The following is a 15,246-nucleotide window of genomic DNA, read 5'->3' as shown; positions in this document are numbered from 1 at the left end:
GCTGCGAAGGGGTCGGGATGATTAGCATGTTAGCGCGGTAAAGAGATAGTCTCACCGCTGAAGTGACAACACGGGGTGGCTGCATGCGCCGCTACGTCCACGCGGTTCTGGCATCAATCAGGCGGCGGCGCAGCCCGTTCACGGGCGCCGGGCACGCCGGATTTCGCCGCTTTCTGCAGCCGGTTCTGCCTTCCAGGGCTGTCCGGCCGGCTGATCTTATCCTGTGGGCCCCGCTGGCTGCGGGGCTCGGATCGGCGGTCTATCTGTCAGTGCCGGCCGAGCCTTCCACCGCGCTGATCCCGGCTTTCTGGCTTGCCGCGCTCGCCGGCCTTCTGGTTGTTCCGCTGCTGACGGCGCGGCCGGCGCTTCTGGCCGCGGTGGTGCTGGGTGCCTGTGCGCTGGCGGGTCATGCCCATATTCAGGGACGCACGCTGTCGCTGGCACCGCCCGCAATTGAGGTCAGTGACCGTGCCCGCACCGTTACAGGTTGGGTGGAGCGCATCGAACGCAGAGGCCGGTCGGGCCGCGCGCTGTTGCGTGTTCAGACGCTGGAGCGCGCCGATATTGCGCCCTATCGGGTGCGGCTGCGGATCAATACCGAAACCCTGACCCCCGGCGACGGCATACGCGTCAACGCGGTCCTGTCCCATCCGCGCGGACCCGCCGCCGCTGGCGGATATGATGGCGCGCGCGCCGCATGGTATCAGCGGGTGGCACTTGCGGGCTTTTCCATTTCCCAGCCTCAGCCAGAGGAGGTTGACGGACAGGAGGAGTTGCGCGCGTTTCTGGGATGGCGCTGGCGGCTGGCGCAGCGCATCGCCGATGCAGCCGGACCCAATTCAGGACCGGTAATCGCCGCGCTACTGACGGGTGAGCGGTCCGGCGTCACTGAAGAGCATGCTGAGGCGCTCAGGCTATCCGGTCTCGGCCATTTGCTGGCCATATCGGGGATGCACATGGCATTGCTGGCGGGCGGCATCTATTTCGCGGCGCGCTGGCTCATCGCTTCAATCGAGCCCTTCGCCCGCGCCCATGATCCGCGAAAGCCTGCCGCGCTGATCGCACTGCTCGCCGCCCTTGGCTATCTACTATTGTCTGGCGGGGCTATCTCCACCCAGCGCGCCTTCGTGATGGCTGCGGTCATGTTCACAGCGATACTGATAGGGCGAAGAGCGGTGTCGTTTCAGTCGCTTGCTTTGGCCGCTCTCATCATCATCGCATTCAGCCCGCAAAGCGTGATCGAGCCGGGCTTCCAGATGAGCTTTGCCGCGACGGCGGCGCTGATTGCCGTCTATGAGGCCTGGCAGAGATGGCGGATGACCCGTGACATGACCGATTATGGATGGCTTGCGCGCGTACAGGCCGCGTTTACCGGCCTTGCCGTGACCAGCCTGGTGGCGGGCAGTGCGACCGGGTTGTTCGCCGCCTTCCACTTCCAGCGCATGGCGGCCTACGGATTTGGCGCAAACCTTCTGGCCATGCCGGTCTTCAGCTTCTGGGTCATGCCGGCCGGTGTCGTGGGGCTATTGCTGGCTCCCTTCGGGCTGGAAAGGATTCCGCTCCTGGTGAGCGCTGCGGGCATGGATATCGTTCTCGCCATAGCCACATGGACGTCCTCGCTTCCCGGCGCGGCCATGCCGGCGCTGGCGCCGGGCGGGATCGTTCTGGGGCTGTATGCGACCGGGTTTGCGCTGGCGACGCTTGGGCGCGGGCTGGTACGGGTGGCGGGTGTCCCTTTTGCTGCCGGGGCGCTTGGCTTGTGGGCGTTGCAATCGCCGCCCGACATGATGGTCACCTCGTCGGGCGTGCTCGTTTCGCGCAGCCTTTCAACTGAGTCCGGTGAGCCCGGAGACTGGCAGGTCAGCGACCGCCGCCGTGGCCGCTTCGAGACAGGTGTGCTTCTCCAGCGCGCCGGAACAGGACTGAACGCGGCGCCGCGCGGCGACTATGCCTGTGACCGTCTGGGGTGCCTGGTAATAACCGCAGAAGGGCTGCGCGTGGCGATCAGTGAACACCCGGCCTCTCTGGAAGAGGATTGCGTCCGCGCCGATCTGGTGGTCGCGCGCGGTCATGTCAGCGCCTGGCAGAAACGCCGCTGCGCGGTTCCGGTTCTGGATGATGCGGCGCGGGCAGAACTTGGCAGTGCCGAGTTCTGGGTTCGCGACGGACGTATCATCCGGCTGCGCGGCGCCAATGACGCCAGCGCATCGCGGATCTGGGGGCGGGACGGGTAGACAGGGCTGTCTGCCAGATCAGCGCGAACCGCTTGCCCCGTCAGTGATAACGGCGGATCAGTCCTACCAGGCGGCCCTGCACCTGAACGCGGTCCGGTCCGAAAATGCGGGTCTCATAGGCCGGGTTGGCGGCCTCCAGAGCAATCGATCCGCCCTTGCGGCGGATGCGCTTGAGCGTGGCTTCCTCATTATCGACCAGCGCCACAACAATTTCGCCGTTATTGGCCGTATCGCCACGGCGGATGATCACATAATCGCCATCGAGAATGCCGGCTTCGATCATGGAATCACCCTCGACCTCCAGCGCGAAATGCTCGCCGGAGGAGACCATCTGCGAGGGCACGCCGAAGCGCTCGGTCTCGTGCTGAATCGCCTCGATCGGAACACCGGCTGCAATCTTGCCCAGCAGCGGCACATCGACCGAATCCGTTTCGACCTCGCGGCGTGCGAAATTGCCGCTGACCACATTGTCTGCGGAACTGGCACGGGGTGCAGAGGCGTCCGGCAGCTTGAGCACTTCGAGTGCGCGGGCGCGGTGCGCCAGACGCCTGATAAAGCCGCGCTCCTCCAGCGCACTGACCAGACGGTGCACGCCGGACTTCGAGGCGAGCTGAAGCGCTTCCTTCATCTCGTCGAAGGACGGAGACACGCCATCCTCGGACAGGCGCTTGTGGATGAAGAGTAAAAGCTCGTGTTGTTTGCGGGTCAGCATGAGGGGTCTGAACTCCAGACAATAAAGGAACAAAACCGGAAGGGCCTTGTTTTGTTCTACGCCTGTTCCGCTATTGCGTCAAGGGAAACACGTCCGTTTCAGGCGAAGTTCATCAGCGCCCTGACCGCCTGCGACATGTCCGCCTGACGCATCAGGCTTTCTCCGACGAGCAGGGCCCTTGCGCCTGAACGCTTCACCCGCAGGGCATCGCCGTGCGAGAAAATCCCGCTTTCAGCGACCAGAAACCGGTCATCGGGAACAGACTTGCTCAAGGCGTCGAATGTGTCGAGCGTAACATCAAAGGTGCGCAGATTTCGATTGTTGATGCCTATTAGCGGCGAGGGCAGGGCGAGGGCCCGGTCCAGCTCGGCGTGGTCGTGAACTTCGATCAGTGCGTCCATGTTCCAGTGTGTGGCCTCCGCTACCAGATCGGCGGCTAGTGCGTCGTCTACCGCGGCCATGATGACGAGAATGCAGTCAGCACCCAGTGCCCGGGACTCGGCTACCTGCCAGGGGTCATAGAGGAAGTCCTTGCGCAGTACGGGCAGGGACACCGCCGCACGCGCGTCGACAAGATGGCTGTCGGCTCCCTGAAAGCTCTCGGTATCGGTAAGGATGGACAGGCATGCCGCGCCGCCCGCCTCATATGCGCGGGCAAGGGCGGGCGGGTCGAAATCGGCGCGGATCAGCCCCCTTGAAGGGCTCGCTTTCTTGATTTCAGCAATCAGGGCCAGCCCGTCGGCGGCGTGGCGGGCACGCAGACTGTCCAGAAAGCCGCGCACCGGCGAGGCCGAGCGTGCCTTGGCGGAGATATCGGCATAGCTGAGCGCGGCCTTGCGCCGTGCGGTGTCTGCGCGCTTGTAGGTGCCGATGCGCTCCAGCGTATCGCTCATGGCCCGGATTCCTCAGGTGTTTGTGATGTCTACGAGCTTTGCCAGCGTCGATGCCGCGCGGCCATCATCAATGGCAGCAGCCGCCAGCGCTACGCCATCTCTTAGCCCCTCCGCCTTGCCTGCCAGTACCAGCGCAGCGCTGGCATTGAAAAGGACGATATCGCGATACGCGCCCTTTTCGCCGTCGAGCAGGCGGTGCAGGGCAGCGGCATTTTCCTGCGGCTCTCCGCCCTTGAGATCATCAAGCCGCGCACGGGGAAGGCCTGCATCCTCGGGGGTGACGGTGAATTCGTGCACGCTGCCATCGGTTTCCAGGCTTGCAATGTGTGTGGCGCCGGTCGTCGTGATCTCGTCGAGGCCATCTTCTCCATGGACGATCCAGGCGCGCTCGGCGCCCAGATCGCGCAAGGCCTCCGCCATCGGCACCAGCCAGCGCCGGTCAAAGACGCCCAGAAGCTGGCGGCGTGTTCCGGCCGGGTTGGACAACGGGCCCAGCAGGTTGAACACGGTGCGTACGCCAAGCGTCTTGCGGGCAGGGGCGACATGGCGCACCGCGCCGTGATGGGCCTGGGCAAACAGGAAGGCGGCACCAGCCTCGCTCAGCGCGCGTTCGATCTGCCCGGGCGTGGCCATCAGGTTGACGCCCGCAGATTCCAGCACTTCCGCAGAGCCGGATTTCGACGAGGCAGCCTTGTTGCCGTGCTTGGCAACGCTGGCGCCGGCGCCGGCTGCGACCAGCGCCGCGGCGGTTGAGATGTTCCAGGTGCCGCGCGCATCGCCGCCGGTTCCGCACGTATCTATGGCGCCGGCCGGAGCGGTCACGGTGTGCATGCGCGCACGCATGGCGCGGGCGCCCGTTGCCAGAACGCCCGGATTCTCCCCGATTGCCGCCAGCCCGATCAGGAAACCGCCAATTTCGGCAAGGTCCGCTTCGCCATCCATAAGCGCGTCAAAGGCTGCCTCCAGCGCTTCGGGCGCAGGCAGTTTGCCGCCGGCAAGAGCGGAGATGGCCGGGCGCATCAGGCTCATGCGGCGGCCTTGCCGGGCTGGCGCGGAATTTCAGCCAGGAAATTCTTCAACAGGGAATGCCCGTGCTCGGAAGCGATGGATTCGGGGTGGAACTGAACGCCGTGCACGGGCCGGGAGTGATGGCGCAGCCCCATGATTTCGCCATCGGCGGTGCGCGCGTTGACGATCAGCTCGCTGCCTTCGGGAAGCTCGACGGCGAGCGAGTGATAGCGCGTCGCGTTGAAAGGCGAGGACAGGCCGGCAAAAACGCCCGTGCCGTCGTGTATGATGGGGCTGGTCTTGCCATGCATGATCTCGCGGGCCTGAACCACCTTGCCGCCATAAACCTGGCCCATCGCCTGATGGCCAAGACAGACGCCCAGAACGGGCAGATTGGCCGGCGCTTCGCGCAGCACATCAAGGCAGATACCGGCCCGGTCCGGATCACAGGGCCCCGGTGACAGGACGATCGCCTGCGCACCCAGACCCAGCGCCTCAGCCGCGCTCATGGCGTCATTGCGGATCACGCGTGTCTGCGCGCCGAGCTCCTGGAAGTAGTGGACCAGGTTGAAGGTGAAGCTGTCGTAATTATCGATGATGAGCAGCATGTCCGGGCGGTCCGTATTGCGGTGCGGCAGGGCAATCTAGTCGGGCATTGGGGAGCCGCCAACGTTTGCGACTCACCTTATGCATCATTTTCATGTCCCCGCCCGCTACCAGCGTCATCCAGATCGCCAGCGCCGCCGCTGCGGCCATGCTGCTGCTTGCCGGTCTGGCGTTCCAGCTGGGCAGCCGCGAGGCGGCACAGGAGGCCGGAGTGCATGCCGCTCCACATGAAGGGTACGTGCAACTGGTGGAAAGTCTGCCTGCAATGTCAGACAGCGGCGCGCCGGTCCTGCCCCCTCAGGAAGCGATCCAGGGCGTGGTGCGGCCCATGCTGGCTGTAATTATTGATGATGTCGGACCTGACCGCAGAGTGGCCGATACGCTGATCGCGACAGGCCTGCCGCTCACCCTTTCCATTCTGCCATTCGCCGAGGCTGCCCCCGATATCGCATACTCCGCATCGCGCGCCGGGCTCGATGTCTTCCTGCACCTGCCGATGGAGCCCGTAGGGCTTGCCGATCCAGGGCCTAACGCCTTGATCCGCGCGCATGACGCGGCGGAGATTGCCCGGCGCCTGCGCTGGGCTTTGTCACGGGTTCCCGGTGCGGCCGGCTTCAATAATCACATGGGCAGCGCGATGACCACCGACCGCGCGTCCATGGAGCGGGTTTTCGCCGTTCTGGAGGGGTCGGGCCTGATCTTTGTGGATTCGCTGACCCATCAGCGCAGCGTTGCTGCAGCGGTCGCATCGCGGGCCGGACTTACGGCTTTGCGCCGGGATGTGTTCCTGGATCATGTGCGCACGCCCCAGGCGATTGACGCGGCGATTGGCGAGGCGCTTGACCGGGCCGTCGCAACCGGGTCGGCTATTGCCATCGGACATCCCCATGCCGCCACGCTGACGGCGCTGGAAGGGCTGGCAGAACGCGCCGAGGCGGCGGGCGTGGAGCTAGTCACGGTTTCGCGCCTTGCCCAAGCGCAGGCCAGACATCAGGCCAGCTAGGCGAACCGCCAGGCTTCCTCAGCGGCCCGGAACAGGGCCTTGGCCTTGTTCACGGTCTCCATGCGCTCTGCTTCCGGGTCAGAGTCCAGCACGATGCCGGCTCCGGCCTGCACGTGCATCACACCGTCCTTGATGACGGCTGTGCGCAGCGCGATACAGGTATCCATGCCGCCTCCGGCACCGAAATAGCCGACAGCGCCCGCATAGATACCCCGCCGGTGAGGCTCGAGCTCGTCAATGATCTCCATGGCGCGCACTTTGGGTGCGCCTGAGACCGTGCCCGCCGGGAAGCCGGCAAACAGGGCGGAAATGGCATCCTCGCCGTCGTTCAACTCGCCTTCCACATTGGAAACGATATGCATGACATGGCTGTAACGCTCGACGATCTCGCGCTCGGTGACCCGCACGCTTCCCGGTTTTGCGACGCGCCCGACATCATTGCGGCCAAGGTCCAGAAGCATGAGGTGCTCTGCCCGCTCCTTCGGATCGGCGAGCAGCTCTGTTTCGTTGGCATTGTCCTCGTCGGGTGTCGTGCCGCGCGGGCGCGTACCGGCAATCGGCCGCACGGTCACCACGCCATCGCGCAGCCGCACCAGTATTTCCGGGCTTGAGCCTGCAATCGCGAACCCGTCCAGATCGAAGAAGAACAGGAAGGGGGAGGGATTGGTCCTGCGCAGCGAGCGGTAGAGCGCGAACGGCGGAGCCCTGAACGGCGTAGAGAAGCGCTGGCTGGCAACGATCTGGAAGGCATCGCCTGCGCGGATATAGTTCCGGGCCTTCTGCACATTCGCATGGAAGTCTTCCGGCGCCATGTTGCTCTGGGGCTCTTCAGGCGGTGTCTGGCCAGCATCGTTGCGGTGAACGGGTGCCGGAATGTCCAGCCGGTCGAACACCGCGCTGATTCGCCGTGCCGCAGCCTCCACGGCCTCGCGCGCGGAAACGCCCGGCGAGAGGCGGGCAGGGGCCGCAGCCAGTATTTCCTGACGTACTGCGTCAAACACGACGACAACACGTGGCCGGATCAGAAACCCGTCAGGCGTTCCCAGCGGATCGGCGGGCGCATTTTCGGGAAGCGTTTCGACTTCGCGGATCATCTCGTAGCCGAGATAGCCAAACAGGCCCGCCGCGATCGGCGCCAGTTCGCGCGGCACGTCGAGTGCGGACTGCGCCATCAGGCGTTTCAGCGAGACGAGCGCTTGTCCGTCTTCGACGAAATTTTCCGGCACATCAGCAAAGCCTTCAGCCATTGCGACAAAAGCCGTCCCGTTGCGGCTCTGCCAGATCAGATCCGGGTCAAGGCCGATCGCCGAATACCGTCCGCGATAGGTCCCGCCCTCGACGCTTTCCAGAAGGCAGGAATGGCGGGCTGTGCCCGACAGCTTGAGATAGGCCGAGACCGGGTTTTCAAGATCGTCCACGCGCCGGGCGGTCAGTAGTACATGCCCCTCGGCCTCGCAGCGGGCAATGGCTGCGTCGACATCCTGCGCGCTGAGCATCATCCGGGGTGCCTATTCGGTCTCGGTCCGGCCGAGGGCCGCGTCACGCAGCTCGGGGTTGATCCGTACTTCGTAGTTGTCCAGCAATGCCCGCTCCAGCGCGATCACGATGTCGTTTTCATAGCCTTCGGTGATGGCCTGGCGCGTTGCGCTATCCGGCTCGCCCGAACCCGGGGTGATGGCCGTCACAACGCCAACGGCACGGGTGCGCTGGTCGCCTGCGCGTGCTTCGAACGGGGTGTTCTCGCGGGCGCGGAACGCTGAGCCCACCAGCGCCTGGGTGAACGGCCCGGCGGTCTGGCCGCGCGACAATGTGGTCTCCTCGACCCGGGTACCCGGTATGCTGGCCGCTATGGCATCAAGGCTTTCACCTGCTTCGGCGCGCGACAGCGCTTCCGTAACAGTATCCTGCAGGCGGTCGTCTATCTGACGCAGCCGCCAGAATGCCTCGGCCTGTTCACGCACTTCTGCCAGCGGAGCCAGTTCACTTGGACGCACCGCGTCGACACGCAGAATGAAATAGCCACCCTCACCGTAGGGCGTCAGGTCGGACTCAAAGCCTTCCTGCGTGGTGGTGGCGGCCTCCAGGATTGCTTCCTCCCGGATAATGCTCATCAGGGGCGAACCGGAAGAAATCTCGAACGCGTCCGGCGTCATGAAGTCGAAGCGCTCCAGCGGGATGCCCGCCGCTTCAGCAGCCTCTTCCAGAGTTGCGCCCCGGCCACGCTGATCTTCAAATTCCGCAAGCGCGTCGAGTACGCGATACTCGGCGGCTTCACCGGCAAGCTCGGTGCGCAACTCGTCGGCCATCGATTCAAAATCAGGTATCTCAGGGTCACTTGCAGCCTGAACATAGACTGCCCGCCAGCCAAGACGCCCCTGGACGGCGCGTGCCTCTCCTTGCGTCATCTCGAATGCAGCCTGGCCAATCACCTGATCGGGTACCGCAAACTGTTCGACATCTTCCAGCCGTACCGGGTCGCCCAGACCTGTTGCGGCCGAAATACCGGCCGGGTCTTCGCCGGCATTGAGCCGCTCGACGATGTTCTGCGCGGTCTGCTCGTCGGGGGTTACCCATTGCAGGAAGGTGCGCAAAGGCGCTTCGGCCAGCTCACCGGTTTCCCGGCGCATGTCGTAGAGTTCGCGCAGCTCGTCCTCGTCGACCGCCACATCAGGCGATACCAGCTGGGGATTAAGGCGTACCAGCGTGATACGGCGCTGCTCGGGCAAGGTGAAGAAGGCTTCGTTCCCGGCGATGAAGGATTCCAGCGTTTCGTCGTCCGGCGTCCCGATCTCACCTGCCAGGGCCGGCGGGATCAGCAGCGCGCGGATCGTGCGCGTTTCTCCCTGATACCGGGCACGCAGTTGGCTGAAAATTGCCGGCGGCGTCGCGCCGGATAGCGCGGCATCGACAAACTGTTCACGGCGCAAATCGGCGCGCAGCTGGGCTTCGAATGTATTGGCCGTCCATCCTTCCTGACGGAGCCATTCTGCGTACGCGGCCGGATCGAACCGGTTGGAAAAGACGCTCTGGAAGGCAGGTGCGGACTGGATGATTTCAGCGACCTGCTCGTCGGTTGCGGCGATGCCCAGCTCACGCGCTTGTGCGCTGATCGCTGCCTGTGCAACCAGCAGGTTGACGACGCTGTCGCCGAGGCCGGCCGCGTCAGCTTCCTGCTGCGTCATCCGCGGGTTCTCCATCTGCAGGCGCCGTACCTCGCGCTGCATGGTCCGGCTGACATCCTGCAGGGTGACCCGTTCGGAACCGACGGTAGCAACCGCGTTGCCCGTGCCGGTGAAAATGTCGTTGATGCCGAACAGGGCGAAGGCAGCGACCACCGGAACGATGATGATCAGCACGGCAATCGGGGAGCGGGCGAGATTTCGGATCGATGAGAGCATGGAGCTTGGATAACACCGGTAAATTGGGCTGCAACAGGCTTGGCTGGCCAAGGCGGCGGACCCTAGCCGTGGCGGGCGCGCCGGGCAAGGCTGCTGCCTGCGTGAAAAGAACAGGGTTTGCCCCGCACGGGGCTGACTGGTATCGCTCGCACGTCATTGACGCAGGGGACTGACCTATCATGCCAATTCGCCGCCCGCTGATTGCAGGCAACTGGAAGATGAATGGCCGGTTGGCCGACGGGGCCTGGGTGGAGCATTTCCGGGGGGCGCTGACCGCCAGCGGTACCGACATCCTTGTCTGTCCGCCAGCGACGCTGCTGCACCACTTTGCCACGCTGCTACCCGGCGATGCGATAGCGCTTGGAGGCCAGGATTGTTCACCTGAGCCGGACGGTGCCCATACCGGCGACATCTCGGCCGGAATGCTGAAGGATGTGGGATGCAGCCACGTGATCGTCGGCCATTCCGAACGCCGGGACGGACATGGTGAGAGTAGCGAGCTTGTCCGCCGGAAGGCCGGGGCGGCGCTTCGCGAAGGGTTGGTGCCCATTATCTGCATTGGTGAACAGCTGGAGGATCGCGAGGCAGGCCGGGCCATCGAGACCGTTCTGGCTCAGCTGGCAGGCAGTGTGCCAGAAGCCGGCGCGGACGAGCTTGTCATCGCCTATGAACCGGTCTGGGCGATAGGCACCGGCCGCAGTGCAGGCCCGGAGGAAGCTCAGGAAATGCATGCTGCCATCCGCGCCGCCTGGCCCGGAGATGATCGCGAGGGCCTGCGCATTCTCTATGGCGGCTCGGTGAAGCCGGAGAATGCCCAGGCGCTGCTGGCCTGCCCGGATATTGACGGTGCGCTGGTAGGCGGGGCCAGCCTCGACCCGCATGTCTTTGCACGCCTTGTTAACCTATCTTCGTAAGGCGATTTTCAGACTTCACTGGCAGTATCCATCCAAGCAGGGGAAGGCAGCAAGACCTCCTGCCAGTGGGTGGTGAGATGAAGAATATCGATTACAGGCGCGCTTCAGTGCTGCTGTTTGACCCTGTGGGGGTCAATCTGCGCAATACGCGCTACGCGCTGCATGAGATCGGATTCCGTGAGATCAGCTGCCTGAGCTCGGTCAACGAGTTCAAGCGGCGTCTGGAAGACACCTCGCCTGACCTGATCATTGCCGAGCTTGTCAATAACGAGAACGAGCTCTTGCGCGCGGTGCGGGCCGTGCGTTCGGGCGAGCTGGGCCGAAACCCGTTTGTGGTGTTTGCATTCACCAGCTGGGTGCGTGACGGACAGGTGATGAAGCAGGCGATCGATTCCGGTGTGGATGATGTGATCATCCGCCCGTTCTCCACCGCCTTTGCCGAGGAGCGCATCCGTACCCTGGTAAAGGCCCGCAAACCCTTTGTCGTGACGAGCGACTATATCGGGCCGGACCGGCGCAAGGACATCGACCGGGGCATCGGTGCGGGCAACCGCGTCGAGGCGCCCAATACATTGCAGGTGGTTACCGAAGGCGATGAAAGCGCGATTGACGAGGCCAACCGCTGGATCGCCGAGGCACGCCGCACGGTCGAGGCAGAACGAATCCGCCGCCTTTGCATGCGTCTGAGCGTCGGCGTCGAGGTGGGCTTGCGCGAACTCAGCTCCGGCAATGTTGCAGTGCTGGACCTTGAAGATCTGACGCGGACGGCGAAGGAGCTGCGGCTGCGTCTGGCGCGTCAGAGCGCTGGCGAGGCATCGCGGATAGCGTTTGCGCTGTATCAGGTCTGTGAAGAGCTGATGGGCGAAGGCGGTTTCACCATGGCCAACCTGAATCTGATCAAGGAGCTGGCGATGGGTGTGCTGACGGCGTTTGCCGGCGGGGACTCTGTCGAAACCTCGGTCAAGGAAATCGAGGCGACAGTCGAAGCCCTTCGCCGCAGGCTTGCGCCCGTGCGGCAGTTGGAGAGTGGCAAATCGAAAGAGGCTGAGCTACAACGCGCGGCAAGTTGATCCGCCGCCAGGCTCGCGCCTTGCGGCAAACAAGGCGTTTCAAGGCTCCATGACCACTATTCTGCTTATAATCCAGATCCTTGTGGCGATTGCACTGGTTGCGGTCGTGTTGATGCAGCGTTCCGAGGGCGGTGCCCTTGGCATTGGCGGCGGCGGACCGGGCGGCATGATGTCGGGCCGGAGCGCGGCCAATCTTCTCACGCGCACGACGATGATCCTTGGCGCGGTGTTCATGGCAAACTCCATCGCGCTGGCGGCCCTGTCGACGATTGACCGTTCCGGTCAGTCGGTGATCGACCGTCTGGGCACGCAGGAAGAGCGCGGGCCGCTGCCCTTCGACTTCGATGACGAAGGCGATGCCGCTCCGGCAGACGAGGCGCCCGCTACAGAAGCGCCTGAAGAGCCGGCCGAGGTGCCTGCGCCGTTCGAGGGCGAGGCCGGGGACGCGCCTGTGGCCACTGACGACGAGCCGGGCCGGTAGGGTCTGGATGGACGGGCTCCTTGCAAACGCCGAGGCCCGTCTCATTCTGCTGCCTGCCGCATCGCATCTGGCGCTGATCGCCTTTCTCTATGCATGGCTGACCGTCGAACGCCTGCGCGCGGTAACTGCGCGCAAACGCAGCTATGCCGATCTGCAGTTTGCGGGGGGAGATGTGGATCGCGGCGCACGCGTCGCGGCCAATCTGCGTAACCAGTTTGAAGCGCCCATGCTGTTCTACCCGCTGGTACTCGTCCTGTGGGCGACCGGGGATGTGACGGACGGCGATATTGCGCTGGCCTGGCTGTTCGTGGCCGGGCGGGTCTTGCATACCGGCGTTCAGACGATGACGGGCAATGTGCCGCTGCGCGGCGCGGTCTTTGCTGCGAACTTTCTGGCGCTCGCCGGGCTCTGGACGCTGTTCATGGTGAGGCATCTGGGCTGACGCGCTGCGTTTTCCCGGCTTTTCTCACATGCGGTGACAGGGTGCGGCTTTCCCGCCGCGTGATTCTGCGCTAACCCGTCCTTCCATGCCGCGATACATTTTCATAACCGGCGGCGTGGTCTCCTCTCTCGGAAAAGGCCTCGCTTCAGCCGCTCTTGGTGCGCTCCTGCAGGCACGCGGATACCGCGTCCGGCTGCGCAAGCTCGACCCATATCTCAATGTCGATCCGGGCACGATGTCGCCCTATCAGCACGGCGAGGTGTATGTCACAGAAGACGGGGCCGAGACCGATCTCGACCTTGGTCATTACGAGCGCTTTACGGGCGTTTCCGCGACCCGAGGCGACAACATCACAACGGGCCGCATCTATTCGACGATTATCGAGCGTGAACGCCGTGGTGATTATCTTGGCGCAACGGTGCAGGTGATCCCGCACGTCACGGATACCATCAAGCAATTCGTCCTGTCTGACGCCGGCGATGTCGATTTCGTGCTGTGCGAGATCGGCGGCACTGTGGGTGATATCGAAGGCCTGCCCTTCTTCGAGGCCATCCGCCAGCTGGGGCAGGAGCTCGGCCGGGACCGCGCCATCTTCATCCATGTGACCTTGCTGCCTTTCATCAAGGCGGCCGGCGAGATGAAGACCAAGCCGACCCAGCACTCGGTCAAGGAACTCCGCTCCATCGGTATCCAGCCCGACATCCTGCTGTGCCGGTGCGAGATACCCATCGAGCCGTCGGACAAGCGCAAGATCGCGCTGTTCTGCAATGTGCCGGAGAACGCCGTCATTGAAGGACGCGACGCGTCATCTCTCTATGACGTGCCGCTGGAATACCACGCACAGGGCTTTGACAATGTCGTGCTGGAACGGTTCGGGCTGGGCGACGCGCCCGCGCCCGACCTCTCGCGCTGGCAGGCGATCTCCAAGGCCGTGAACGAGCCCGATGGCCAGGTGACAATCGCCATTGTCGGCAAGTACACCGTGCTGATCGACGCCTACAAATCCCTGATGGAAGCGCTCAATCATGGCGGCATCGCCAATGCGGTAAAGGTGAAACTGCGCTGGCTGGATTCAGAGCAGTTCGAACAACCCGACGCCTTCAGCGCGCTGGAGGACGTTCACGGCATTCTGGTGCCGGGCGGGTTTGGCGAGCGGGGCGCAGAAGGCAAGATTGCCGCGGCGAAGTTCGCGCGTGAACGTAAAATTCCCTATTTCGGTATCTGCTTTGGCATGCAGATGGCCGTCATCGAGGCCGCGCGCAATCTGGCCGGTATCGACGGCGCGGGCAGCAGCGAGTTCGGAGAGCCGAAAGTTCCGCTGGTCGGTCTGATGACCGAGTGGGCCAAGGGCAATGAGCTGGAGCGCCGTTCAAAGGCAGGTGATCTGGGCGGGACGATGCGTCTGGGTGCGTATCCGGCAAGGCTGGTACCCGGCTCAAAGGCGCAGGAAATCTATGGCGCGGAGGAGGTCTCCGAGCGCCACCGGCACCGTTATGAGGTGAATATCGGCTACCGGGAGCAGCTGGAAGCCCATGGCCTCATCTTCTCCGGCCTGTCACCGGACGGGCTGTTGCCGGAGATTGTCGAGCACAGGGACCATCCCTGGTTTGTCGGCGTCCAGTTCCACCCGGAATACAAGTCGAGGCCCTTTGATCCGCATCCACTGTTCGCCAGCTTCATCGCGGCGGCCATGGAGCATTCAAGGCTGGTTTAGGGGAGGGAATATGTCCCTCCTTGTCGTCCTTCCCGCGGAGGCGGGAACCCAGAGCCGCTGGCAACTGTCTTAGCCCTCTGATCTCTGGACCCTCACCTGCGTGGAGGCGGCGAGAGGGTGGGGACGAAACGCGGGAAGGTGCTGGCTTGGCCGCAAGCACAAAACCGCAGTCCGCGCCTGAGGTCCTACCGACTCATCTCCACAAAATGTTCCGAGCCTTGATGTCGTCTGGCCTGCGGGCGGGACTGCGCATTAAGGATCATAGCGCAAAATGGACGGCGAATCACGGAAATCCCGATCACATCTGCCTTGCCCGGCGCACCAGACCTGTTGCCTTGATGTTTGCAAACAGGTATAGCCCGCCGCTCACTGCTTCGCGCTTCCCGCGCGGAGCCTGACCGATTTTTGAAAACGACCAGTTCAGGAGAGACCCATGGCGGTCCCTAAGCGCAAAACCTCCCCGTCCAAGCGTGGCATGCGCCGCGGCCATGACGCGATCGGCACCACGGCCTATGTCGAGGACAAGGACACGGGCGAGCTGCGCCGTCCGCACCATGTCGATCTGAAGACCGGCATGTATCGCGGCAAGCAGATCCTGACGCCGAAAGAAGACTAGGCCCTCGCGCTCCGGCGCGGGCCCGTCTGACAGCTTATCAAAAGCCCTGCGCGATAACCCCGCGCGGGGCTTTTGTCTTGACCGGCCCTCGGCTATCAAGCGCGCCAGAAAGCCGTTTCACGCTGACGCTCCCCGCAGCGCATCCAGTACCAAGG

14 protein-coding genes are annotated in these 15,246 nt (G+C 64.0%); 8 read left to right on the top strand and 6 right to left on the bottom strand.

Annotated elements, in window-relative coordinates; genetic code table 11:
- The first annotated feature begins 83 nt into the window (after positions 1–83).
- Positions 84–2,234 (top strand): ComEC/Rec2 family competence protein, encoded by a 2,151-nt coding sequence (locus tag IEV75_RS03230; RefSeq protein ID WP_188451111.1) that lies wholly within the window; start codon positions 84–86, stop codon positions 2,232–2,234.
- A gap of 40 nt (positions 2,235–2,274) precedes the next feature.
- Here the strand turns inward: IEV75_RS03230 and lexA are convergent, their stop codons facing one another.
- The 4 genes from lexA to IEV75_RS03210 all read right to left on the bottom strand — a co-directional run bounded on the left by lexA (position 2,275) and on the right by IEV75_RS03210 (position 5,455).
- On the bottom strand, positions 2,275–2,946 hold the full coding sequence (lexA, locus tag IEV75_RS03225) for a transcriptional repressor LexA (RefSeq protein WP_188451110.1): 672 nt from the start codon (positions 2,944–2,946) through the stop codon (positions 2,275–2,277).
- A gap of 98 nt (positions 2,947–3,044) precedes the next feature.
- Positions 3,045–3,839 (bottom strand): indole-3-glycerol phosphate synthase TrpC, encoded by a 795-nt coding sequence (gene trpC / locus IEV75_RS03220; protein ID WP_188451109.1) that lies wholly within the window; start codon positions 3,837–3,839, stop codon positions 3,045–3,047.
- 12 nt (positions 3,840–3,851) lie between these two features.
- A complete protein-coding gene (gene trpD / locus IEV75_RS03215; RefSeq protein WP_188451108.1) occupies positions 3,852–4,868 on the bottom strand; it encodes an anthranilate phosphoribosyltransferase in 1,017 nt (338 codons plus the stop codon).
- The gene (locus IEV75_RS03210) at positions 4,865–5,455 is read right to left on the bottom strand and encodes an anthranilate synthase component II (protein WP_188451107.1); all 591 of its coding nucleotides are present in this window, start codon (positions 5,453–5,455) and stop codon (positions 4,865–4,867) included. Before IEV75_RS03210 ends, trpD begins: the two co-directional genes overlap by 4 nt.
- A gap of 92 nt (positions 5,456–5,547) precedes the next feature.
- Between IEV75_RS03210 and IEV75_RS03205 the strand changes: the two genes are divergently transcribed.
- Positions 5,548–6,456, top strand: a complete 909-nt coding sequence (locus tag IEV75_RS03205; protein WP_188451106.1) for a divergent polysaccharide deacetylase family protein — start codon at positions 5,548–5,550, stop codon at positions 6,454–6,456.
- On the opposite strand, the gene trpE is transcribed toward IEV75_RS03205, so the two are convergent.
- Together trpE and IEV75_RS03195 are read right to left on the bottom strand one after the other, a co-directional pair.
- Complete coding sequence (gene trpE, locus IEV75_RS03200) at positions 6,453–7,952, bottom strand: anthranilate synthase component I (RefSeq protein ID WP_188451256.1); 1,500 nt, start codon at positions 7,950–7,952, stop codon at positions 6,453–6,455. The two genes, IEV75_RS03205 and trpE, sit on opposite strands and share 4 nt — an antisense overlap.
- A gap of 12 nt (positions 7,953–7,964) precedes the next feature.
- A complete protein-coding gene (locus IEV75_RS03195; RefSeq protein ID WP_188451105.1) occupies positions 7,965–9,854 on the bottom strand; it encodes a peptidylprolyl isomerase in 1,890 nt (629 codons plus the stop codon).
- A gap of 179 nt (positions 9,855–10,033) precedes the next feature.
- On the opposite strand from IEV75_RS03195, the gene tpiA reads away from it, so the two are divergent.
- From tpiA to rpmF, 6 genes are all read left to right on the top strand, one after another.
- The gene (tpiA, locus tag IEV75_RS03190; protein WP_188451104.1) at positions 10,034–10,768 is read left to right on the top strand and encodes a triose-phosphate isomerase; all 735 of its coding nucleotides are present in this window, start codon (positions 10,034–10,036) and stop codon (positions 10,766–10,768) included.
- 77 nt (positions 10,769–10,845) lie between these two features.
- The gene (locus IEV75_RS03185; protein ID WP_188451103.1) at positions 10,846–11,838 is read left to right on the top strand and encodes a response regulator; all 993 of its coding nucleotides are present in this window, start codon (positions 10,846–10,848) and stop codon (positions 11,836–11,838) included.
- A 49-nt stretch (positions 11,839–11,887) separates the two neighbouring features.
- A complete protein-coding gene (secG, locus tag IEV75_RS03180) occupies positions 11,888–12,319 on the top strand; it encodes a preprotein translocase subunit SecG (RefSeq protein ID WP_188451102.1) in 432 nt (143 codons plus the stop codon).
- Positions 12,320–12,326: 7 nt separating this feature from the next.
- On the top strand, positions 12,327–12,761 hold the full coding sequence (locus IEV75_RS03175) for an MAPEG family protein (protein WP_188451101.1): 435 nt from the start codon (positions 12,327–12,329) through the stop codon (positions 12,759–12,761).
- Positions 12,762–12,846: 85 nt separating this feature from the next.
- Positions 12,847–14,475 (top strand): CTP synthase, encoded by a 1,629-nt coding sequence (gene pyrG / locus IEV75_RS03170; protein WP_188451100.1) that lies wholly within the window; start codon positions 12,847–12,849, stop codon positions 14,473–14,475.
- Between the two features lie 433 nt (positions 14,476–14,908).
- Positions 14,909–15,091 (top strand): 50S ribosomal protein L32, encoded by a 183-nt coding sequence (gene rpmF, locus IEV75_RS03165; RefSeq protein WP_036513502.1) that lies wholly within the window; start codon positions 14,909–14,911, stop codon positions 15,089–15,091.
- Positions 15,092–15,246 lie beyond the last annotated feature (155 nt).

Source organism: Glycocaulis albus, assembly GCF_014639075.1.
Lineage (GTDB): Bacteria > Pseudomonadota > Alphaproteobacteria > Caulobacterales > Maricaulaceae > Glycocaulis > Glycocaulis albus.
This window is presented reverse-complemented; position numbering and strand designations above follow the sequence as displayed.